The 22259-nt window shown below is 70.4% G+C and carries 18 protein-coding genes; 15 read left to right on the forward strand and 3 right to left on the reverse strand.

All coding sequences use genetic code 11. The features are described from left to right. Window positions 1–73 precede the first annotated feature (73 nt). The 5 genes from ACFWXC_RS49280 (at window position 74) to ACFWXC_RS49300 (ending at window position 7242) form a co-directional block, all read left to right on the forward strand. Complete coding sequence (locus ACFWXC_RS49280) at window positions 74–2365, forward strand: peptidase domain-containing ABC transporter (protein WP_384490192.1); 2292 nt, start codon at window positions 74–76, stop codon at window positions 2363–2365. Window positions 2366–2469: 104 nt separating this feature from the next. After that, a complete protein-coding gene (locus ACFWXC_RS49285) occupies window positions 2470–3777 on the forward strand; it encodes a condensation domain-containing protein (protein ID WP_384490194.1) in 1308 nt (435 codons plus the stop codon). Beyond that, complete coding sequence (locus ACFWXC_RS49290; protein ID WP_384490196.1) at window positions 3774–4121, forward strand: acyl carrier protein; 348 nt, start codon at window positions 3774–3776, stop codon at window positions 4119–4121. The genes ACFWXC_RS49285 and ACFWXC_RS49290 overlap by 4 nt, the downstream gene beginning before the upstream one ends. Next, the gene (locus ACFWXC_RS49295) at window positions 4118–5530 is read left to right on the forward strand and encodes a class I adenylate-forming enzyme family protein (RefSeq protein WP_384490198.1); all 1413 of its coding nucleotides are present in this window, start codon (window positions 4118–4120) and stop codon (window positions 5528–5530) included. Before ACFWXC_RS49290 ends, ACFWXC_RS49295 begins: the two co-directional genes overlap by 4 nt. Further along, window positions 5527–7242: an AMP-binding protein gene (locus ACFWXC_RS49300; RefSeq protein WP_384490200.1), complete on the forward strand. Its 1716-nt coding sequence runs from the start codon at window positions 5527–5529 to the stop codon at window positions 7240–7242. The genes ACFWXC_RS49295 and ACFWXC_RS49300 overlap by 4 nt, the downstream gene beginning before the upstream one ends. 52 nt (window positions 7243–7294) lie before the next feature. Here the strand turns inward: ACFWXC_RS49300 and ACFWXC_RS49305 are convergent, their stop codons facing one another. Together ACFWXC_RS49305 and ACFWXC_RS49310 are read right to left on the reverse strand one after the other, a co-directional pair. Then, window positions 7295–8602, reverse strand: coding sequence for a cytochrome P450 (locus ACFWXC_RS49305; RefSeq protein WP_384490202.1), 1308 nt, complete (start codon window positions 8600–8602; stop codon window positions 7295–7297). Further along, window positions 8599–9648, reverse strand: coding sequence for a radical SAM protein (locus tag ACFWXC_RS49310; protein WP_384490204.1), 1050 nt, complete (start codon window positions 9646–9648; stop codon window positions 8599–8601). The genes ACFWXC_RS49305 and ACFWXC_RS49310 overlap by 4 nt, the downstream gene beginning before the upstream one ends. A gap of 224 nt (window positions 9649–9872) precedes the next feature. On the opposite strand from ACFWXC_RS49310, the gene ACFWXC_RS49315 reads away from it, so the two are divergent. From ACFWXC_RS49315 to ACFWXC_RS49355, 9 genes are all read left to right on the forward strand, one after another. Further along, window positions 9873–11084: a methionine adenosyltransferase gene (locus ACFWXC_RS49315; protein ID WP_384490206.1), complete on the forward strand. Its 1212-nt coding sequence runs from the start codon at window positions 9873–9875 to the stop codon at window positions 11082–11084. A 2-nt stretch (window positions 11085–11086) separates the two neighbouring features. Next, window positions 11087–12274: a hypothetical protein gene (locus tag ACFWXC_RS49320; RefSeq protein WP_384490208.1), complete on the forward strand. Its 1188-nt coding sequence runs from the start codon at window positions 11087–11089 to the stop codon at window positions 12272–12274. Between the two features lie 49 nt (window positions 12275–12323). Next, complete coding sequence (gene wecB / locus ACFWXC_RS49325; protein ID WP_384490210.1) at window positions 12324–13502, forward strand: non-hydrolyzing UDP-N-acetylglucosamine 2-epimerase; 1179 nt, start codon at window positions 12324–12326, stop codon at window positions 13500–13502. After that, window positions 13499–14128, forward strand: a complete 630-nt coding sequence (locus ACFWXC_RS49330) for a histidine phosphatase family protein (RefSeq protein WP_384490212.1) — start codon at window positions 13499–13501, stop codon at window positions 14126–14128. The genes wecB and ACFWXC_RS49330 overlap by 4 nt, the downstream gene beginning before the upstream one ends. Beyond that, the gene (locus ACFWXC_RS49335; protein WP_384490214.1) at window positions 14125–15696 is read left to right on the forward strand and encodes a GMC oxidoreductase; all 1572 of its coding nucleotides are present in this window, start codon (window positions 14125–14127) and stop codon (window positions 15694–15696) included. Before ACFWXC_RS49330 ends, ACFWXC_RS49335 begins: the two co-directional genes overlap by 4 nt. After that, on the forward strand, window positions 15693–16940 hold the full coding sequence (locus ACFWXC_RS49340; protein ID WP_384490216.1) for a glycosyltransferase family 4 protein: 1248 nt from the start codon (window positions 15693–15695) through the stop codon (window positions 16938–16940). Before ACFWXC_RS49335 ends, ACFWXC_RS49340 begins: the two co-directional genes overlap by 4 nt. Further along, on the forward strand, window positions 16933–18204 hold the full coding sequence (gene serS / locus ACFWXC_RS49345; RefSeq protein WP_384490218.1) for a serine--tRNA ligase: 1272 nt from the start codon (window positions 16933–16935) through the stop codon (window positions 18202–18204). The genes ACFWXC_RS49340 and serS overlap by 8 nt, the downstream gene beginning before the upstream one ends. Before the next feature lie 268 nt (window positions 18205–18472). Beyond that, window positions 18473–19405, forward strand: a complete 933-nt coding sequence (locus ACFWXC_RS49350) for a hypothetical protein (protein WP_384490220.1) — start codon at window positions 18473–18475, stop codon at window positions 19403–19405. 183 nt (window positions 19406–19588) lie between these two features. Further along, window positions 19589–20413: a BTAD domain-containing putative transcriptional regulator gene (locus tag ACFWXC_RS49355; protein WP_384490222.1), complete on the forward strand. Its 825-nt coding sequence runs from the start codon at window positions 19589–19591 to the stop codon at window positions 20411–20413. Between the two features lie 47 nt (window positions 20414–20460). Here the strand turns inward: ACFWXC_RS49355 and ACFWXC_RS49360 are convergent, their stop codons facing one another. Next, window positions 20461–21324 carry an aminoglycoside phosphotransferase family protein gene (locus ACFWXC_RS49360; RefSeq protein WP_384490224.1) on the reverse strand — a complete coding sequence of 288 codons (864 nt, stop codon included), beginning with the start codon at window positions 21322–21324 and terminating at the stop codon, window positions 20461–20463. A gap of 359 nt (window positions 21325–21683) precedes the next feature. On the opposite strand from ACFWXC_RS49360, the gene ACFWXC_RS49365 reads away from it, so the two are divergent. Further along, complete coding sequence (locus ACFWXC_RS49365; protein WP_384490226.1) at window positions 21684–22070, forward strand: hypothetical protein; 387 nt, start codon at window positions 21684–21686, stop codon at window positions 22068–22070. The last annotated feature ends 189 nt before the right edge of the window (window positions 22071–22259 follow it).

Below are 22259 nucleotides of genomic sequence, written 5' to 3' on the forward strand. Positions count from 1 at the left end.
GGCTGAGCCAGGGCGGGGGCCGCCGAACGGGAAGTCCGCGGCCGCTTTCGGCGGCTTTGAAGGATCGAGCTGGATGATGAGTGAACCACGCTTCCGTACCGAGGCTCTCGAACACCACTACGGACAGGACGGCCTGGGCCCCGTGTTCGGCCACGAACAGGAGACGCGGCGGCCCGCCCGGAGCCTGACCGAGCGGGTCCGTGCCGCGCACACCGCGCTGCGCGACCTCGGCCGTCGCGAGCGTGTCCCAGTCTGCTTCCAGACCCAGATCAGCGACTGTGGGCCGGCCTGCCTGGTCATGACGCTGCGTCGGCACGGCGTCGACGTCACGCTCGACGAGATCCGCGCCCAAGTCGGCTCCGGCCGCGCCGGTGCCTCGGCCCGCAGGCTCCTCGACCTGGCCCGTGAGCGCGGCGTCAACGGCCGGGGCGTGCGTACCAACATGCAGGGTCTGCGCCGGCTTACGCCGGGTGCCATCCTCTTCTGGAACTTCAACCACTTCGTCGTGTTGGAGCGGGCCACCGAGTCCTACGTCGACGTGGTCGACCCCGCCTTCGGCCGGCGACGGCTCACCCTCGACACCGTTGCCAAGTCCTTCACCGGCGTCGCCCTGGAGTTCGAGCCCCCGATCGGCGCGCGGCGGCGCCCCCTGGCGAGCACGGCCGGAGGCGTCAGTCCTTGGCAGCAGCTGAGGCACTTCCTGCCGCGCGGCCGGGAGCTCGCCGGCATCGGCATCCTGTCCATGCTCCTGATGGGATTCGAGTTCGTTCTGCCGGTGACGCTCAGCTTCCTGGTCGGGCATGTGGTGGAGCACCGGCTGCGGAACACGCTGTGGCTCACCGGTGCCGTGCTCGCGGCGGCGTCCGTGGTCTTCCTCGTGACTCAACTGGCCCGCGCTTTCGTGCTGACTCGCCGCCAGTCCGTCATCGACAAGCGCATGACGTGGGGCGTCGTGGAGCATCTGACCGCCCTACCGTACGACTTCTTCACCCTGCACAGCTCGGGTGACCTGGCTCTGCGGGTGCGCACCAGCAGCACCGTCAACCAGGTGCTGAGTCTGTCCGCACTGTCCGCTGTCTTCGACAGCCTCCTCATCACCGGCTACCTGGTGGCGATCATCGTCGCCAACACAGTGCTGGCCTGCGTCGTCATCACACTGATCGCCGCCCAGGTGGGCGTGATGGCACTGACCTGGCGGCGGCAGGCCGGGCTCAGCCACGAGGTGCTGGAGCGCCAGACCGAGGCGCAGAGCCAGCTGGTGGAGATGCTCGAGAGCATCACCACCCTCAAGGCCGCAGGAGTCGAGGGCGCAGCCGCCGAACGCTGGTCGCACGTGCTGGTGCACGAGATCAACAAGCGCCTGGCTGCGCGGCGTTCGCTCGCCGTCTCCACCGCCGTCAGCCGATTCGTCCAGTTCTCCGCACCTCTCGTGGTGGTGGTGATCGGCGTAGCCCGCGTACTGTCCGGGCACGACTCGCTGGGCGCCACGCTGGCCTTCATGGCACTCACCACCGCGCTGTTCGCCCCTCTGGAGAGCGTCTTCGACACCGCCGCCCAACTCGCCGCCGTCCGGCCCGCACTGGCCCGTCTGGACGACGTGCTGCGTACCGAGCCCGAGCCGCGGGGCCGGGCCGTCGTGGCGGCCGAGCCCGGGCAGGCAGCGGCCGTCTCCGCCAAAGGCGTGTCCTTCACATACCGCGGTGCCTCGCGCCCGGCCCTGGTGGATGCGGAACTCATGGTTCGGCCTGGAGAGTTCACCGCCGTACTGGGTCGATCCGGATCCGGCAAGTCGACCTTGGGCATGCTGCTCGCCGGCCTGTACTCGCCCGACGCCGGTACCGTCAGGTTCGACGGTGAGGATGTCGCCCTGCTCGACCGGCCCGGATACCGCCGTCAGATCGGCTACATCAACCAGAACGCCCACCTCTTCGGCGCCTCCATCCGCGACAACATCGCTTTCGGTACCACTGATGTGGACCACGCCGACCTGGTCGAGGCGGTCCGGCTGGCCCGCGTTCATGAGGAGATCGCCGCCCTCCCGATGGGTTACGAGACCCTGGTGTCCCCCGGCGGTCATGGGCTGTCCGGCGGGCAGCGCCAACGGATCGTGCTGGCCAGGGCATTGGCCCGCAAACCGCGGCTGCTGATCCTCGACGAAGCAACCAGCGCACTGGACCCGGCCCTGGAGAGGGAGATCTTTCTCGGGCTGATGGAGGCGGGCATCACGGTGGTCGCCATCGCGCACCGGCTCACCGTCCTGGACCGGGCGGACCAGGTGCTGGTCGTGCGCGACGGACGCATCGTCGAGTCCGGGTCCCCAGCCTCGCTCCGCGCGGCCGGAGGCGAGTTCCTGTGCCTGGCCTGATCCCCGCGGAGCCGCCGCAGCAGACTCAGCCGCCCCTGGTCGCAACGAGGGCCCAGGCTGGTTCTGCGCGCCCCGACCTCGCACGCCACGCCACCCTGGAACCAGTGCCGTTCACCTACGAGCAGGAGTGGTACGACGCCAACGTACGCCGGGCCGATGTACGCAGGAACACTCGGTTGTCGTACGAAATTCTCGGCCCGCTGAACCGCGACCTCTTCGATCGCGCCGTGTACTCCTTCGTCGCTCGGCACGACGCCGTCCGCATGGACCTGCTGGCCGGGACCGAGCGCACCGCCGACGCCGCCCAGAGGGTGCGCCCGCTGGAGTCCGACGAGCGGATCCTCCGCCACCAGGACGTGACGGCCGCCTCCGTCACGCAGTTCGACCGGTACGCCTCCGCCGTATTCTCCCGGGACTTCCTCGCGTCCTGGCTGCCCGGCGAACGCCCTTACAGCCTGCGGCTGCTGCGCTACGCCCCCGAGCATCACGCCTTCCTGGCCACCTTCCAGAACATTGTCTTCGACGGCCGTGCCCACCATCTGCTGGCCCATGAGATCTGGCGCGACTACACGGCCCTGCTCAGGGGCGAGCCGATACCCCAGGTCGCCCCGTCCTTCGCCGCCGCGGCCCGTCGGCAGCGCACCGCCTTCGGGGCGCGGCATCTGCAGAAGGCCCGCGCCAGCTGGCACGACCGGCTCGGCTTCGCCGCGCTGCACCCCTGGCGCAGACCCGAGCACACCGCGACCGGCGACGACGGGGCGGTCCGCGCCCAACTCGGTGATCAGGAGATGGCTGCGCTGCGCGCCGCATGCGAGCGGGAGCGCTGCACGGTCATGCAGTGGGTGGTAAGCGCCTTCGTTCGGGCCGTCGCCCAGTGCACCGGCCGCAGCCGACTGAGCCTGTGGACGTCGATCGACTCGCGGCGCACCTCGGAACCGGATGTCGTCGGCATGTTCGCCGGCACCGCCCCGTTGAAGATCCTCGACGCCGCGGCCGCCCTGCCCGAGGTACGGGCCGAGGTGGGCGGCCAGATCCTGGACGCGCTGCGGTACCAACAGCTGACCGCGCGCGAGATGAAGCAGGCGTTGCAGGACCACGCCGGCGACGGCCGCTGGCTGGGCCGGGACATCTACGTCAACCTGCGCCGCTTCGAGGGCGACTACCAGGGGACACGGCACGACGGCGGCCTGCGCACGACCGCCGATGCATACCCCGTGCGCGGCATCACCTTCGCCAACACGTCCGCGCTGCAACTGCGGTGCGACGAGTTCCACAACCGGCTCTTCATCACCCTGCTGTTCGACGGGCAGCGCCTCAGCAGATCGCTCGCCCAGGCCGTCCTGGCCAGCCTCGCGGCCGGTCTGTCAACCGGTGCGCCGACGAACACCCGCACACGGAGGACGTCACCGTGACCAACCCGACCCACCCGGCCGCCCCCGGCCCCGACGATCTGCTCGGCACCGTCCTGGCCGCCGCCGAGCAGGTCTTCGGCCGGTCACCCGGTCCCGACGACGGCTTCTTCACCCTGGGCGGGGACTCGATCGCGGCCGTCGAACTCGTGACGGCGCTGGAGGAGGAGCTTGCCACCGACATCGACACCGCACTGGTCTTCCGGGCCGACACCTTTGCCGAACTCGCACTGCTCCTGGCGCAGACGTCCGCGGACACCGGGCCGGCGGCACACCGAGCACCCGGCGACAGCCCCGACGGACGGACGGCAGCACGGCCAGATCTGACGGGGGAGGTCGCGAAGTGAAGCCGTACGTGTGGAATCCATGGCGGACCGCCGAGACGCTGCCCGACCGTACCGCCGTGATCGCGGACGGCGAGTACTACACCTTCGCCGACATCACCGCCCACGCCGACGCGCTCGGCCGCGGTCTCCAGGCTGCCGGCCTCGCTGACGGCGCGGTCGTCTCCACCGACATACCGACGGGTCCGCGCTTCTTCGCCCTGGCTCTCGCCGCGCTGCGGTACGGCTACGGCCTCTTCCCGGCCGACACCTCGCTCTTCGCCTCCGGCGTCGGCGCCCGCCTCCAGGACGACATGGCCACGGCCCTGCACATCACCTCCGGGGATGCGCCGGGCGGTGGCGCGTCGCCCTGCCCGTCGGTCACCGACGACGACCTGCTGCGCGCGGCGGCGCCCGCCAGCACCGTCGCGGCGGTCGCACCGAGGGCCGGCCACCTCGCCTTCGCCACCTCCGGTACCACCGGCGAGCCGCAGGCGGTGCCGCGCGCCCGACCGGCACGGCCCTACCGGGGCGTCGCCGTGCTGGGCCGATACGCGGCGGGTGCGTCCTTCGGCCCGCATGTGATGGGCAACCCCGCCTACCATCTCGGCACCCTCGGTCCCGCGCTGTACGCGCTTCAGGCCGGCAGCACCGTGGTCGTCCAGCGGTCCTGGTCGCCCGCCGGCTTCGCGGAACTGGTCGACCGGCACCGCGCCGACAGCGCGTTCCTCAGCCTCGATCTGCTGGTGGACGTCGTGGAGTCCGGCCAAGCCCCGGCCCGGCCGCTGCGCGCGCTCTTCCACGGCGGCGCCGCCTGCCCACCGGCTCTCAAGCGGTCCGCGATCGAACTGCTCGGTCCTGTGCTGCACGAGTACTACGGCACATCCAGGAGCACCGTCACGGAGATCACCGCCGACGAGTGGCTGCGCCACCCTGGCTCGGTCGGCAGGCCACTGCCCGGTATCGGTGTCGTGATCCGCCGTGGCGGGCGCACCCTGGGCCCGCGGGAGCCGGGTGAGATCTGGCTGCGGCTGCGCGTGGTCGACCGCGCGCCCGGCCAACCGGAGTTGCTTCCCACCGGGGACCTGGGGTACCTCGACGAGGACGGCTATCTCTTCGTCGTCGGGCGGGAGTCGGGAGGGCAGGCAGGTGGCGCGGACATGGCATACCTAGAGCACCAGATCCGGCTGCTTCCCGGGATCGCCGACGTAGCGGTCACCGGCGACACGGTGCCGGTCTGCTATGTGGAGACGCTGCCCGGACTGCCGGAGCGCACGCTTCGGGACATCGCGACGGCGGCGGAACGGCTCGGCATGCCCGGACCCGACCTGCGCCCCGCCCCGGCGGGCACGTTGCCGCGGACGCCCAGCGGCAAGATCCGGCGCGCGGCGCTCGATGCCTGGTGGACCACCGCTCGCCCGTGTCCCGCGTGAGCGCGCAGACCGGGGCCCCGACGTCCATGACGGCGTACGACTGGCTGCGACAGCACGCGTACGAACGGCCGAGCGCGGTCGCGGTGGTCGAATGGCGGGAAGGTACCGTGGCCCGCCGCATCGGATTCGCCGGACTCGCCCGAACTGTCGATCGCGTGGCCCTCGCGCTTGTCGCACGCGGCGGGCGTCCCGGTGACCGGGTGGTGCTGGCCCTGCCCAACGACGTGTCCTTCACCACGACCCTGCTCGCCGCTTTCGCCGCGGGCCTTGTCGCGGTGCCCGCGCCGCCCCCGGTCAAAACCGCGGGCGACGCCGCCGCGTGGCGGCTGCGCGGCATCGCGGACGACTGCGGCGCCGGCCTGGTGATCACGCGTGACGTCTTCGCGGACGACACCCGCGCCGCGGTGCGGGGGCCGGGTGCAGCGGTGCACACGTGGGAGGACCTGTGCGCCACCGAGACGGCCGGCACCCTGCAGCCGGGCGACCCGGCGGGGGCGGCCAGTGGCATCGCATTCCTCCAGTACAGCTCGGGGTCCACCGGCCGGCCCAAAGGCGTCGCCATCAGCCATCGCGCGGTGGCCGCGCAGTGCGCGCAGGCGGCCCGCGTCTACCGGGAGCGGACGGACGACACCGCCGTCACCTGGGTACCGCTGTCCCACGACATGGGACTGGTCACCGGTGTCCTGCGTCCCTTGCGCACGGGCTACACATCCGTCCTGCTGTCCCCGCGAGAGTTCGCCCGTACGCCACGTTCCTGGCTGTCCGCGTTGTCCGCACTGCGCGGCACACTCTCCAGCGCACCCGACTTCGCGTACGACCACTGCGTGCGCCGGGTCCCCGCCGCCGAGGCAGCGACCCTGGACCTGTCCTCCTGGAGGGTCGCGCGCAGCGCGGGCGAGGTCGTACGCGCCGCCACTGCCGACCGGTTCGCCGAGCACTTCGCCCCGGCGGGTTTCCGACCGGCCGGCATGTGCCCCTCTTACGGCATGGCGGAGGCGACCCTGACCGTCACCGCAAGCACGCCGGCCCGGCCGGCGCTGCGACTCACGGTGCTGCGGCGCGCACTGCAGGCCGGCACGGTAAGCGTGGCCGACCACAGCGGCTCCCCGGGCGAAGCGGGTCCGGTGGCCACCCTGCTGTCCTCGGGGGAGCCGCTGCCCGGCACCGAGGTGCGCGTACGGGACGCGCAAGGGCGGGAACTGCCGGACGGGCAGGTCGGGGAGTTGTGGATCCGCGGGCCCCAGCTCTTCGACGGCTACTGGCCCGACATCGCTCCCGGGCGGGATCGCGGTGCGCAGCCGACCCGCGATCAGGGGTTCCTGTACGGCGGGCAGTTGTTCGTACTCGGCCGGACCGACGACACAGTGGTCCATCAGGGCTCCAACCATTACGCCACGGACATCGCGGCCGTCCTGTCGGATCTCCCCGGCCTCCGGCCAGGCCGCAATGTGGTCTTCGCAGCGGTCCCGCCCGGGAGCGAAGCCGTGCCGCGGGTCTGCCTGGTGGCCGAGCTGTCCGATCAGGACATGGTCGCGGCTCGATCGGTTGCGACCGCCCTGCAGATCCGCAGGCGCCTCGCCGCCGAACTCGGGCTCTATGTCCAGGACGTGGCCCTGCTCCCGCCTCGCGCCATGCCCATGACGACCAGTGGCAAGGTCCGTATCGCCGAGGTCCGCCACCGCTATGAGCAGGGCCTGCTCCCGCTGCTGTGACAGCGCGGTCCGAGCCCCTTCCCGCACGGAAGGGGCTCGGACCGCGCGGGAGTCAGGACGGGCGGAGGGGGCAGGTGCGGAAGGAGGTCGCGCCGAATTCGGGAATGCGTTCGACCTTCGCGAGGTCGATGCGGGCGGGCACATCCGCCTCGGTCAACGCGAGCCAGGCCGCCCGGAGGTGGAGCCGGGCAAGCGGCGCGCCGAGGCAGTAGTGCCGTCCCCGGCCGAACGCGAGATGCCCCGTCCCCGGTGCCGCGGCCAAGCGGTCGTGCGCGGCCACCGGGCAGCCAGCGGGACGGACCTCTTCCGGCAGGTCGTGGCCCGCGGAGGCAAGGATCAGTTTCACCCTCTGCCCGCGAGCGAACCGGTGACCACGGTGGACGAAGTCCGCCTTCACTTCCCGGGGCGCGACGTGGAAGGGCGGGTCGGACCGCAGGGCCTCCTCCGCCTCCGCGTCCGCTCGGGCCTCCGGCATGCACGCGGCGGCCTCCTCGGTCACCGCGACGCCGGCCGCCTCCGGGTCGGCGCGCGGCGCGGCCGCGGCCCGTGCCGCGCGCAGGGCCAGAACGCAGGTGGCGGCGACGGTCGGTTCGATGCCGCCGGTGACCAGCTGGGCCACCATGGCTACCACATCCTCCGCTTCGATCCGCTCGTCGTCCAACGCCGTGAACAGCGCCCGCGCCAGCGGTGTGGAGGGAGACGTCAGAGTCCGGGACAGAACGAAGCCGGTGAGCTCCTCGACCGCGATCCGGGCGTCCTCGGCCAGCCGCACGTCAACACCTGTGCTGCCCAGATAGCGCATCAGCGCGTCCGACCACCGGACCAGCCGCGCACCGTCGTCGTCCGCGGACGCCCCGAGCAGACGGGTGACGGTCCATACCGCGGCGGGCCGGGCGAAGCCCGTCAGCAGGTCCGTCGGCCCGGAGCTCAGATTCCGGGCGAGCGACCGGGTGACATCCCGGATGTCGTCGCCGAGCGGGGTGATTGCGGCCCGGGTCAGCGCGGGTTGCAGGCGGCGGCGCAACAGAGCCTGTGCCGGGCGGTCGGAGAAGACCGGCCAGCGCGCCAGATGGTCCTCCACCGGGACGACGTCCCGGCGCTCCGCCTCCGGCAGATCGTGCACCCACTGGGGGTACTCGTGCGCGCCGAGCCGTGGATCCAGCAGCAGTTCGACGATGTCGGCGCGGCGGCTGACGTACCACGACCGGGTCGGCGGGTCCCAGTGCACCGGGGAGTCCGTGCGCAGCAGCCTGTACAGCGGGTAGGGATCGAGCCGGCTCTCAGGGGAGACGACCGGCGGCAGCACGGCGCCCTCTGCGGGGATCCCTGCGCTGCCCTCAGCGGGAACCTGCGTGCTCACCGGGCACCGGCGGTTTCGTACTCGATGCTCTCCATCGCCTGGCAGTCCGTCCAGCAGACCGCGCACTCGTCGCGCTGGATCCGCCGCCGGCTCTGCTGGGCCAGATGGCCGTTCCAGATGGGCAGGATATCGAAGCCGGTGTCCCTGACATTACCCATGACGTCCTCGGTCATCGTTACGCACGGGGCGATGCCCCCGTAAGGGTCGACCCATAGCGACGCGAACATCGCGTAGCACGGAAGAATCATCCGGCTGGGCTCGACGACGCTCAGCGGTATCTTCTCGATGAACGGCAGAGTACGGCGGAATTGGAACCTCCGGCGGACTTCCTCGACCGTGCGGACGAGTCTGTCACGTCCTTCCAGATTGTTGTTCTTCGCGTAGTAATGCCCTGAGGCGACCGGCCGGAAGTTGAAGTCGTCCGGCTCGCGAACCAGTCCGGTCCTCAGCGCTTCGTCCATGAGCGTCGGCAGTTCATCGACATTCTCGTCCATGATGGTGAAGCTGATCTGCTGACTCAGCTGCGGATATCTCTCGCGCAGTTCACCTAGGCCGCGCAGCAACTGGTGCACGCGCGCATGGCCGTTCTTCACCCCCCGGATCCGGGCATACGTGTCGGAGAAACCGTCCATCGACACACTCACGACGAACAGTGCGTCGGCTGGTGCCGCCGCGAGAATTTTCTCCACCATGCCAAGAATGCGTTTCGGTTGCAAGCCGTTAGTGGTGACCGCAGTGAATCCCGTGCGCTGTAGAACGAGGCTGAGCAACTCCACCACCCCCTCCTTCAAGAAGGGTTCGCCGCCGGTCACGTCGATGGAGGTGACCCCCTGATCGAGCGCGAGGCCGGCGACCCGAAGCCACTCCTCTCCGGTGAGTTCGGTGCTCTGCAGCCCCTTGTTCTCCCGGTAGATCTCCCAAATGGAACACATGGTGCACCGCGAATTGCAGATGTTGGTGATCTGCATGCTCATACGTCGCGGAACGGGACGCGGGAGCCCCAATTCGCGAAGTCGGCGCACTTCAACCGCCATTGGATCCGTCATGCTCAACACCCTAGTGACAGCCGGTATATTCACGGCATACGACCGAGGGCCACTCTCCGCCGTCATGCTCAACACCCGGCGGCGGCTGGTATATTCGCAGCATACGACCGGGGGTCATGCTCCACTTCTCCTTGACATCGCCATCGCGTCTCGGCCAACAATTGACGCGTGTCTGCGGCAACTTCTCCGCGGACTCTCCTCTCATCGACCCAGGGAGATCAGTCATGCGATTCAACCTCGTCGAATCCGGACCGGACGCAGATTTCGAGGTCATAGAGCGCAAGGGATTGGGGCATCCCGATTCCCTTTCCGACGGCCTGGCCGAGGCTCTTTCCATCGCGTATTCTCGTTACACGCTGGAGAGGTTCGGGGCGGTTCTGCACCACAACTTCGACAAGGTCGGCCTGCTCGGCGGCCGGAGCGAGGTGAACTTCGGCCGCGGCCGTATGACGTCCCCCATCCGTGTTCTCGTCAACGGCCGTACGTCCAACCGCTTCGGCGACGAGGACATCCCCGTCGAGGACATCGTCGTCAGCACCACCCGGGAGTTCCTCGGGGCCCGGCTGCCGAAGATCGACCCTGAGCGGGACCTCACCTTCCTGTGGAACCTCAGTACCGGCAGCAGCCCGGGCCAGGTGGACGCGTCGTCGGCCCAGGAGTCGTACCGGCGGCACTGGTTCGCCCCCCGCGACCTGTCCGACCTGCGTGAACTGGAGCGTCTGGCGTGCAACGACACGTCGATAGGTACCGCCTACGCGCCGCTGAGCCCGCTGGAGGACTTCGTTCTCCAGGTAGAGAAGGAACTGCACGAGGAGCACGAGCTGCCTTGGCTCGGCACCGACATCAAGGTGCTCGCGGTACGCAGCGGTAACTCGGTCGATCTGACGATGTGCCTGCCGCAGATCGCCGACGAGGTCGCCGACCTCGCCACGTACGTCGCCAACATCGAGACCGCCCGCGCCATCGTCCTCGCACTGGCCGGCCGGATGCTCCCGGGACACCGGGTCAACCTCTTCACCAACACCCGTGACAAGCCGGACCTCCCCGAGCTGTACCTCACCGCGACGGGCTCCTCGATCGAGAGCGGCGACGAGGGCCTGGTCGGCCGCGGCAACCGGGCCAATGGGCTGATCGCGACGGCCCGCCCGTACACGATGGAGGGCGCCTGCGGGAAGAACCCCGTGTACCACACGGGCAAGATCTACACGGTGGCCGCGCAGCGCATCGCCGACGAGCTGGCGGAGACCTTCGGCACCGGCTTCCGCGTGTGGGTCATCGGGCAGGCCGGCCGTGAGCTCGACGATCCGTGGGAGGTGCTGGTCGCCCACGAGGGCCCCGTGGACGCCAACCTCGTCGAGGTCACCGTCAAGTCCGTGATGTCCGGTGTCACCACCATCACCGACGCCCTCCTGGCCGGCTCGGTCCGGCTCTACTGACCATGAGCACCCGTACCGAGGCCGCCGTGGGCGCCGTCGAACTGGCCGACTGGCTCCTCGACCGCCCGTATGTCGCACACGGCCGGGAGGCCGGCGCAGTCCTGGGCGCCACCACGGGAGGGGCGGCCCCCGCCTACGTGTATCCGGAGATCGCCGGCTACTACCTGACATGGCTGGCGTTCCTGCGGACCGTCGAGCCGGATCGGACCGCGCGAGCCACCGTCCGGATCGAGGCGGTGACCGGCTGGCTGGCCCGCGAACTCGCCGGGCCGGGCGGGCCGCGCACCCGCAGCTACCTCGATCCGGCGGAGGAGCCCCCGGAGGAGTGGCGCAATGACGCCCTGTTCGCCTTCGACCTGGGCATGGTCTTGCGCGGTCTGATCGCCTCCGTCTCGGCCACCGGTATGGGCGGGACGACAACCGCCCAGCATGCCGCCGCCGAGCCGCCGGTGGCGGAATCCTCCACGGCCCGGGCCGCCGAACTGCTCGACCGGCTGAGGGACCAGGACGGCAGCTGGCTCTCGTGCCGGCCGCTGCCCGGTGCCACCGCGCCGCCGGAGCGCTGGTCCACCAGGCCGGGCCCGCACCTGCTGAAGGTCGCCGGCGGTGTCCTGGCCCTTACCCGCCCCCAGGACGCCCCCCGGCTCACCGAGGCGGCCCGCGCCACCCTGCGGCGGCATGCCGCCGCACTGGCGGACCGGTTGCCTGCGATGAGCCACCCGGCGCTCTACGCACTGGAGGGGCTGCTCCAGGCCGAGGCAGCGGGCCACACCGAATACCGCGCGGAACTGGAACGGTGCTACACCCGGCTCTCCTCCCACCTTGCCCACGGCGTTCTGCACGAGTACGCGGAGCGCCCCGACAGCCGCATTCGCAGCGACGTTCTCGCGCAACTGCTGCGTGTCGGTTCCGTTCTGGCCTCGCAGGGCCGTCTGGACGCCGACGCGGTCGGCGAACTGCCGTACGTGGCAAAGGCGCTGACCGAGCGTATCGACCCGGCCGGGGCGCTGCCCTTCGACAGTGCGGACGACAGCGACGGCGCCGCCCGTTCCGGCGCCGCCGGGCGCGGTGCCCGAGCCGGCCTCGGCAACACATGGTGCGCCATGTTCGCCCACCAGGCGCTGGTCTTCCACGGGCGGGCGGCCTCCGGGCGGCCCGTCCCGGACCAGTGGATCCGCCTGCTGGTCTGAGGCAGAGGGTGGCGCTCCCGGGCGCCGGAACCATCGTGAAGGAGGAGAAATGCAAAGGCGGACCGTCGCGCTGGTCTTCGGCACCCGGCCGGAGGCAATCAAAATGGCCCCTCTCATCAAGGAGTTCAGGGCGCGGAAGGAGTTCCGCCCGCTGGTGGTGACCACGGGGCAGCACAGCGGCATGGTGCGGCGGGCACTCGCCGAGTTCGGCGTGGAGGCGGATCTCTGCCTCGCCGTGCGCCGTGAAGGCCAGAACCTGGCCGAACTGACAAGCGCCGTGCTGACCGGCGTCGATGAGATGCTGGCCCGGTACCGCCCGCAGGCGGTACTCACCCACGGGGACACCACCACGACTCTCGGCGCCAGCCTTGCGGCGTTCTACCGCATGGTGCCGCTTGTCCACGTCGAGGCGGGGCTGCGCTCGGGCAACCGCTGGGCTCCATACCCCGAGGAGGTCAATCGGCGCATCACCTCCCTCCTCGCCGACCTCCACCTGGCCCCCACTCCCCAGGCGCGGCGCAACCTGCTCGACGAGGGGATCGACCCAGCGAACGTGGTCGTCACCGGCAACACCGTGATCGACGCGATGACCGCCATGCTCGGGCCGGCCCGCGGCTGGGACGATCCCGCGCTGGAGGTGCTCGACCGCGACCCGCGCCGGATGCTGCTCTTCACCATCCATCGCCGGGAGTCCTGGGGGCCCACCATGGCCCGGATCGCCCGGGCACTCGCGGACCTCGCCGCCGGCCAGCCGGACATGCTGATCGTCGCCTGCGTCCACCCCAACCCTGTGGTCCGGGACGCGCTGCTGCCCCCACTGAGCAACCGTCCGGACATCGTCACCGTCGGCCCGCAGTCCTACTCCACCTTCCTGCGGCTGATCCGGCGTGCGCACATTGTGGTCACCGACTCCGGCGGAGTGCAGGAGGAGTGCACCGCACTGGACACACCGGCCATCGTCCTGCGAGAGGTGACAGAGCGTCAGGAAGCTGCCGAGTCCGGAGGGATCGCCCTGGTCGGCACCGAACCCCGCGGAGTCCGCACCGCCGTCGAGTCGCTGTGGACCGATCCGCTGAGGCACGCGCAGATGTCGGCCGCCGCGAGCCCGTACGGCGACGGACGCGCCACCGCCCGCTGCGTCGCGGCGGTGGCCAGACTGCTCGGGCTCAGTGACGAGCCCGTGTCCGAGTACGAACCTCCGTCGATGAGCAAAGGAGTCGCACGGTGACCACAGCACCGCACACCACCTACCTCGTTCGCCACGCTCAGACGGAATACAGCGCCCGCCATCTCGTCAACGGGTCTCTGGCCGTGGACGTGCCTCTGGACGCCCACGGCCGGACCGCCTGCCACCAGGTCGCCGTCCCCTGGCTGGACACCGTCGCCTCCTGCCGCACCAGCAGCTTCACCCGTACCCACCAGACCGCCCTCGGCATGCTCGCCGGACGCCCCGTCCCGATCAGCGCCGACCATCGCCTGAACGAGATCGACTACGGCTGCTTCGAGGGCGGTCCCTGGCGCGACTACGGCACCTGGCTGCTCCAGGCGGGCCGCGACGCCGTGCCGCCCGGCGGTGCCGAGTCCTGGCAGGAGGCCGTCCTCCGGATGCTGGACGGGCTGCGGGACTGTCTGCAACTGCCCGCTCCCCGCCTGGTGGTCGGCCACGGCCTGCTCGGCTCGGTGGTCCGATGGCTTCTCTCCGCGTCGCCGGTCGAACACTTGGCACGCCCCATCCTGCCCGAGGCTCCCTACCTCGAACCGGTCGTCCTGGACGACACCACCCTGATGCGGCTGGTCGACGAGGGCCGTGACCGGATCGGTCCGACGGCCGGCCGAAGGTCGGTGCTGCGATGAGCCACGGCGAGAACCACGACACCTTCCACGCGATTGTGGTCGGCTCCGGCGCCGCGGGCGGCTGGGCGGCCAAGACCCTCGCCGGGCACGGTGCGCGCGTGCTCGTGCTCGAGGCCGGACCACTCCTGCCCGGCGACCACCGGGTGGACCGCGCCGCACACGACTCCCGCCGCCAGCCGGTACAGTCCCGGTGCTCCGGCTACGAACTGATGAACAGCCACCTCTTCGTGGACGACCTCGACAACCCGTACCAGACAGACGCGGAAGCGCCTTTCCACTGGTTCCGCGGCCGTCAACTCGGCGGCAGGCTGCACCTGTGGGCCGGGGTCAGCCTACGGATGTCCGACCGCGAGTTCGCCGGACGCCCCGAGTCCGGCGGCGCTCGCCGCTCCTGGCCGGTCAGGCACCGCGACCTGGCGCCGTACTACTCCCGGGTCGAGTCCTTCATGCGGGTTTCCGGCGGCGGCGAGCACTCCCCGTCGGCGCCCGCGCCGACGGCCGGACGGCGGGGCGTGATGACCCGCGGGGAGCAGCTGCTGGCCCGCGCGGTGGCACGGCGCTGGCCCGGACGCCAGGTGCTGACCAGCCGGGTGGCCGCCGCGGAGGCCGGTGACGTGCTGGCCACGGCCCTGCACACCGGCCGGGTCACCCTGCGCTCCGACGCTGTGGTCTCCCATCTGGAACTGGACGCGCGCGGCCGGTACGCCGAAGGCGTGGTCTTCGTCGATCGCCTCACCGGCCGGTCCCACCGCCGACGAGCGCCGGTGATCATGCTGTGCGCGTCGGCGGTTGAATCGGTACGCATCCTGCTCAACACCCGTACGCCACTGCACCCCGACGGCCTGGGCAACGATCACGACCTACTCGGGCGGTACTTCTTCGATCACCTCGTCGGCCCCGCCGTCAGTGGCACCGTGCCGGACGTCGACGACCTGCCGCGGCCACTGGAGAGCCCCGGGTTCGTGCCGGTGTGCCACATACCCGACTTCGGTCATGACGAGCCGGACAACCCGCTCGGCTTCGGCATCACCGCCTTCGCCCCGGACACACTGCCGATGAGTGCGCGCAGCGCCGACTGGGCTGCGAAAGCCGCCCGGTCGGGAACCGCGCCGTTCCGGATGTGGGCTTGCGGCGAGGTGCGGGCCCGCTCCGACAACCGCGTACGGCTGGCCGCGGCCACCGACGCCTGGGGAATCCCCCAAACGCACATCCGCCTGCTCTACGGCCCCGAGGAGCACGAACTGGCCCGTCGGCAGGCCGCCGTGATGACAGAGATGGCCGCCGCGGCCGGCTTCCGGACCACCGCCGTCACGGACGAGCCCGCCGTCCCGGGTACCTCCGTACACGAACTGGGCGGTGCGGCCATGGGCGACGATCCCGCCCGGTCCGTGGTGGACCCGGCCAACCGGCTGTGGCGAGCGCCCAACGTCCTGGTCGCCGACGGCGCGAGCTTCACCACCTCCGGCTGGCAGAACCCCACCCTCACCGTGATGGCCCTGGCGGCCCGCGCCGCCGACCTGCTGGCCGGCGCCGCCCGGTCCGGCCGACTGGAGCACGCGACGCGATGAAGATCCTGCTGATCAGTGACGTGGACGTGGAGAGCGGCCGCGGCCCGGTGACACGGCTGGCCCATGTCCTGCCGGAACTCGCCCGACGCGCCGACGTGACGCTTGTCGCCCTCGGCGAACCCGATGCGGTCTGCCGGCGCGCGCTGGACGACAGCGCGGTGCCCACCCACACGGTGCCGTTCGCCCTCGACGGCTGGCGGGTGCGGGACCTGCCCGAGGTGGTCCGGCGCGTCGAGGAAGCGGTCCGCGCCGATCGACCGGACGTGGTGGTCCTCTATCGGGAGATCTGGGACCTGATGCGCACACTGCCACCGGCCCTCGGGCGCCTCGGCGTGCCGTTCGCCGTCATGCCGCACTCCGTGCCCTTCCTGGACGCGGTGCCCCGGCCCACCCGCTCCTTCGCCTGGGACCTGGTGCGCCACCTGCCCTCGGAGCGCCGCGGCCACGCCTGGTCGTACCTGCTCACCCACGTTCACGAGGTCGGCCTGATGCGGACGCTGCCGCGGGTGGTCATCAATGAGACGGTCGACCTGTACCTGGAGGGCTACTTCCCAGGCGCTCCCGCCGTGCGGGCGATCCCCGGCTACGCGGTGGACCTGTCGGCGATCACCACGGCGCAGCCTTCGGAGAAGACCTACGACGTGGCGTTCATGGCGAAACTCACCCGGGGCAAGGGGCTCTTCGACGCCTTGAAGGCAATGCGGCACCTGCGCCGCACCCGACCCGACGCGACCATGGTGATCATCGGCTCGTTCGAGAGCCGCCAGGTGGAACGCGCCTTCTTCACCGCCCGGGACCGGCTGGGCATGCGAGAGGCGGTGCATCTCGCTGGATGGCTCGTCGGCGACGAGAAGTACCGGGTGCTGGGGTCAGCGCGGGTGTTCTGCTACCCGTCCCGCTCGGCGGACACCTTCTCGCTGTGCCTGCTGGAGGCACTCGCCTGCGGGCTCCCGGCGGTCTGCTACGACGTGCCCTTCGCCCGGGCGGTCTACGGCGACACACCGGCGGTGACACCGGTGAGGGACCGCTCCCCGCGGGCCCTGGCCGCACGGCTCGGCGAACTCCTCGAATCCTCCGCCGAGTTGGCGGCGACGGCGGAAGCGGCAGTACGGTTCGCCAGCGGCTACTGTTCTTGGGACGTTGTGGCCGACGCGGAGCATGCCGCCTACCAGGCCCTACTGAACACGGGGCTCGCCGTCATGGGCGCGCCGTCCAAGAACACCGTGAGGAATCGCCGTGCTTGACCTGAACTACATTCTGCAGAACCAAGACGAGGTCGTCCGGAACTGCTCCCAGCGGGGTTACGACATCGACATCGAGCGGATCGTACGGCTGGACCGGGAACGTCGGGCCGCCATCGGTCGGCTCGACGAAACCCGGCACAACATCACGGTGCTCGGGCGGAAATGGAAGGACGCCACTGACAAGGACGAGCACCGGCGGCGCGCGGGCGAGCTCAAGGAGGAACGGACACAGCGCGAGGCGGAGGCCGAGCAGGCTGAGGCGGAGCTACGGGAAGTGCTGTCGTGGCTGCCCAACCTGCTCGATGAACGCGTCCCCGTCGGCGGCGAGGAGGAGAACGCCGTCGTCCGTACCGTCGGCAACCCGCCCGCTCTGGACTTCGCCCCCCGACCGCACGAGGAGATCGGCCGGCTCACCGCGACGATCGACATCCCGCACGGAGTCAACGTCGCGGGCTCCCGCTTCTACCTGCTGATGAACGAGGCCGTGCAGATGCGGTACGCCCTCACCGACCTGTTCACCAAGAGGGCCCGCCGGCAGGGCTTCGAACTGGTCTCCCCGCCCTACCTGGCGCGCCGCGAGACCCTGTTCGCCTCCGGCTACCTGCCCTTCCAGGGCAAGGACAACTTCGCGGTCACCGAAACCGACCTGTCTCTCATCGGCACCAGCGAACAGACTCTGCTGGGTATGAACGTGGGGGAAACTCTGGACCGGTTGCCGCTGCTCTACCTGGGCGACTCAATGTGCTTCCGCACCGAGGCCGGCTCCTACGGCCGTGACACCGCCGGCATCCTGCGGGTCCACCAGTTCTACAAGCTGGAGCAGTTCGTCTACTGCCACCCGGACGACAGTGAGCGCTACCACTTGCTGTGCCTGGAGAACGAGGAGTGGCTGATGGCCGAACTCGGCGTCCCCTACCAGGTGGTGCTGACCGCTTCGAAGGATCTCGGCGCGCCCGGCCGGATCAAGTACGACACCGAGGCATGGCTGCCCTCCCAGGGGCGCTACCGCGAGATGACCTCCAACACGAACATGGGCGACTACCAGGCCCGCCGCGGCGGCATCCGCTACAAGATCGGCAGCGAGAAGGGCTACCCGCACACCATCTCCGCCACCGGTTTCTGCGACCGGCTGATCCTCGCCATCCTGGAGAACTTCCAGCGCGAGGACGGCTCGGTCCGTATCCCCGACATCCTTGTGCCCTACCTGGGCACCGACGTCCTCCCCGTCCGGCCCGTGGAACAGCAATCTCCGAAGGTGCACTGACATGACACGTACGCCCGCAGCCGCCTTCGACTCGGCCCTGGCCGGGTACCTGGAATCCCGTGGTTGGCACAGGTGCCGGTGCCCACACTGCGGGCGTGCGTACTTCGGCAAGGGGGCGGCGGTGTGCGGAAGCCCGTGGTGCCCGGGCTCCCACCCTGCCGCCCGCCGGGGGGACCCCGCGGCGTCCACTCCGCCGGTACGGCCCCTCTCGACGCAGTGGCAGCGGATGCACGGCGTGCTGGCCCGGCGAGGTCTGACACCCTTCGCCATGGACGGACTCGGTAAGACGGCCCACGACACCGACCTGATCGTCTCCGCGCTGCAGTACCTGGACCCAGTGGTCCACAACGGAGCCCCGGCGCCACAAGGCCCGCGGGTCCTCTCCCAGCCGTGCGTCCGCTGGCGGTACCTGCCCACGGCCGGCCGGGAGCCGGGCGTGTCCTCCTCCTTCGTCAACCTGTCCTCGTTGGAGACAGGCCACGCCGATCTGGTCGAGCAAGTCCCCCACCACCTCGACCTCTGGCTCGACTGCCTGTCCGCCGTCGGCCTGCACGCCCGAGGGGTCACCGTGGCGCTCACCGACGAGGACTGCGCGTACGGGCCCTACCGCGGGCGACGGGCCGACGTGAACTGCGGTCAAGTCGAACTCGGCGAAATCAACTGGTACTTCGAGGTGGCGGGGGCGTCCGACGCGTCCTTCTCGGTCGTCGACTGCGGCTTCTCCTTCGAGCGTATCGCCTGGGCCGCCGCAGCCCCCGAGTCGTACCACGCCGTGCTCGCGCCGCTGCACCTGGCGGGTGTCACGGACGGCGGCGTCCTCTACGACCGGTGCCGCACACTCGCCCTGCTCGCCCTCTTCGGCGTCCGGCCGGGCAGCCGCGGGCCGCGTCGCTACGCCCGGCAACTCGCCGACGAACTGGTGGCGCCGTTCCTGCGCGGGGTCAACATACCCGGTTGCCTGGATCACGCGGCCCGGTTCTGGCAGCGGTTCCTGCCTGCCGGCACCGGGCCGGAAAGCGCCGTCGCCGAGGCGAGCGAGGCGGTCGAGCGGCGGGCCGTGGCAGTGCTCGCTCGTGTCCTGGAACAGCCGGCCCCGCCGGAGCAGCTGGGCTTCAGCGAGGCGGCGGACCTGCTCGCCGCGCGTTCCGGCGGTCGCCGCACGGTTTCCCGCGCGGTGGACAGTCTGGCCGGGCCATTGTGACCTGCCGGGTCCTGGCCACGGAGGCGGACTCTCGTGACTTACACATCGCGCCGCCGCCCCTACCGTGGAACGGGTGCAGAGTTCACTGACCCGTGCTGGGCACCGGCTAGGGAGTAGATGGAAATGACGTGGATGCCTCGTACCCGAAAGGCGTGCCCGGACGGGGACAACGGCGAAAGCCACATGCGATTCTCCCTTCTCGGACCGCTCACCGCCACATACCGGGAAACCAGCCTCTCCCTCGGACCGGTGAAGCAGCAGATGGTGCTGGCCTGTCTCCTGCTGAACCCCAACCGGCCGGTGCCGGTCGGGGCCGTCGTGGACGCGCTGTGGGACGCGCCGCCGCCGTCCGCGGTGAAGAACGTGCAGCTGTACGTGGGCCGGGTCCGCCGAATACTCGGCGCGGCCGAGCAGGTCCGCCGCCTGCATACGATCGGCCGCGGCTACCAACTCGACGTCGGGCCGGGCGAGCTGGATGCCGAGCGGTTCCGCAGGTTGGTTTGTGAGGCGATGCAGGCCCGCCGCAGGCACGACAACCTCCGGGCCGGGACGCTGTTCACCGAAGCGCTGAGGCTGTGGCAGGACCGACCGCTGGGGATGCTCGCCGACACGGCGGTCCTCGGCCAGGAGGTCAGAGCCCTGGAAAACCTGCGGCTGATGGCGTGCGAAGAACACTTCGCCTTGATGCTGGAGGTTGGCCGGCACCGCGAGGTCATCCCCGACCTCCAGCGGATCGTCATCGCTCACCCCCAACAAGAGCAACTCCGCTACCAGTTGATGCTCGCGCTGAGCAGGGCCGGCGACCGCTCGGCCGCCCTGTCGACATACCGGAGCGGCTATCGCCTGCTCGTCGACGAGGGCATCGAGCCCTCGCGCGCACTGCGTGAGCTGCACGACTCCATCCTCGCTGACGCCGCCTCGGCCCGCCCTGTGCCACGCGGAGCGGCCGAGCCCCGACCGGTCCGCCAGGGCGAACGCCGCGGAATGCTCTCACCGGCCGTCCCCTGACACCTCTTTCCGGTTTTTCCCGTGCCGCGCGCGTTCGTGGACGGCCCTCAGGCAAGCAGTTCGGCTGAGGCCAGCAGTTCCTGCCCCTCGGCGCGGTGGCCGTGGCGCATCAAGTAGAGGCCCGAAGTGACGCGTTCGGCGAACGCCCACTCCCAGATCGCCTGCTCGTCCAGATCGGTCGCCGCGGCGAGCCGCTTCGACCAGCCACGCACCAGCGCCGTCGGATCGTCGGCGCGCAGCACCGGCTCCGGCCAACCACTCATGGCGACTCCGAGGTCGTACGCGGGGTCGCAGAGGATGCCGTCAGGATCCACGAACACGTATCCCGATTCGGCGCCGGACCGGGGCTTGCCGATGGCGAGCAGATTCGCGGGATGGGAATCACCGTGGCAGGCGACGCGGTTCATCTCGGCGGTGCCTTCCGCGCGCTGTTCGGCGAATCTGCGCGCCATCGAAATCAGCCGCTGCGAACACGGCTTCCCCGTCGCCGGCCAGAGCTCATCGAGCAGGCCGATCAGCCCACTGGCCTTGTCGTCCACCGAAGGCACCGTCGTGCCCGGCACACAGGGCACAAGCCATGCCTGGCGGAGCGTCGCGGCCAGCACGTCCAGCATTTCCTCCGGCGAGCTCCCGGTCGAGGAGAGCGGGAGGCCGAGCGGCTCCAACAGCATCGCGCACCGATCGACATCCTGATCCAGCAACCGGACGTAACCGTGACCGTCGGCGGCGGCGATCAGACGCGCACGCATGGCGAACTCGGGGTCCGGGGGCGACACTTTGAGGACGGCCTCGTCTCCGTCGGCGGTCGTCACGCGAACGACGTAGGCCCACTTCCCGCCCTTGATCGTCGGTCCCAGCCTGAGTGCCCACTTCTCGCACAGCTCGGCGACGATTCCGGGCAGCGCCGCCATCCACGCACGCCCCTGCTCCCCACGGCTCTCCGCACTGCGCTGCGCATCCGCTGATAGTCCCGTCACCCCGGAACTATATCGACGCGCCGACTCTGCGTGCCCGCTCGGCCCGCTCAAGACCCTGGTCGCCGTCGAGCACTCGATCATCACCGCGATCTGGCACATGCTCACCGACAACGTCCCCTACCGTGGCGGGTCGGCAAGCGGCAAGAAGCTCGATAAGTCGCGGCTGCCATCGAGGGTGGACCGGCGCCGTTCGTTCCTCGGGCATGGGAAGTCGTCGCTGCCCATAAACCGCTGACGCCGAAGGGACCGCGCCGCCGGCATCCGAAGATGCTTCCGGTCGGTGCCGGGAGAGGATGCTGGAGACGGTGAACGCCGCCCGGGACCGGCTGGTGGTCACCTGGCTCGCCGACGGCGGGCTGCGCATCGGCGAACTCTGCGGGCTGCACCTGGTCGACCTGTACCTGCGGGAGAACGCCGGCTGCGGCGAGTGCCGCACGCCTCACCTGCACGTCTGTCACCGGCCCGGCAATCCGAACTGGGCGAGGCCAAGACCAAGCACCCATGACAGGACGACCACGGCCGCGCAGCCGGCACTGGCCCACGTGAGCTCTCCGGGGAGCGTCTCGCCACCGCAAGATCCGGCGCCCGTGTGGTCGGGGCCCAACCGCCACGACTGCGGAAGCACCCGGCCCACTGAGCCCACTGCGAGGAGACAGGCATCCTGCGCCACAGCCCTCTGACATCGGATTTCAGCGCTTAGGGAATAGCTCCAACCGAAACAGACTTGACGTAAATGTTGAATATTCGACGCTTGAGTTAACATCGGAGTGTGGCCAGCCCCCGCCGGACGGCAGGTTGTCTCGATCCCGCTCCGGGGTCGACCGCCCCCGGAGACGAGGAGACAGTGAGGGACTCACCATGTTCAACAG

The organism is Streptomyces sp. NPDC058683, from assembly GCF_042716195.1.
Lineage (GTDB): Bacteria > Actinomycetota > Actinomycetes > Streptomycetales > Streptomycetaceae > Streptomyces.

Coding starts and splice junctions, on each gene's coding strand:
- wecB (WP_384490210.1), top strand. CDS start 12,324: ATGCAAAGGCGGACCGTCGCGCTGGTCTTCGGCACCCGGCCGGAGGCA.
- ACFWXC_RS49320 (WP_384490208.1), top strand. CDS start 11,087: ATGAGCACCCGTACCGAGGCCGCCGTGGGCGCCGTCGAACTGGCCGAC.
- ACFWXC_RS49350 (WP_384490220.1), top strand. CDS start 18,473: ATGGACGGACTCGGTAAGACGGCCCACGACACCGACCTGATCGTCTCC.
- ACFWXC_RS49360 (WP_384490224.1), bottom strand. CDS start 21,324: ATGGCGGCGCTGCCCGGAATCGTCGCCGAGCTGTGCGAGAAGTGGGCA.
- ACFWXC_RS49310 (WP_384490204.1), bottom strand. CDS start 9,648: ATGACGGATCCAATGGCGGTTGAAGTGCGCCGACTTCGCGAATTGGGG.
- ACFWXC_RS49365 (WP_384490226.1), top strand. CDS start 21,684: ATGCTGGAGACGGTGAACGCCGCCCGGGACCGGCTGGTGGTCACCTGG.
- ACFWXC_RS49355 (WP_384490222.1), top strand. CDS start 19,589: ATGCGATTCTCCCTTCTCGGACCGCTCACCGCCACATACCGGGAAACC.
- ACFWXC_RS49340 (WP_384490216.1), top strand. CDS start 15,693: ATGAAGATCCTGCTGATCAGTGACGTGGACGTGGAGAGCGGCCGCGGC.
- ACFWXC_RS49335 (WP_384490214.1), top strand. CDS start 14,125: ATGAGCCACGGCGAGAACCACGACACCTTCCACGCGATTGTGGTCGGC.
- ACFWXC_RS49315 (WP_384490206.1), top strand. CDS start 9,873: ATGCGATTCAACCTCGTCGAATCCGGACCGGACGCAGATTTCGAGGTC.
- ACFWXC_RS49280 (WP_384490192.1), top strand. CDS start 74: ATGATGAGTGAACCACGCTTCCGTACCGAGGCTCTCGAACACCACTAC.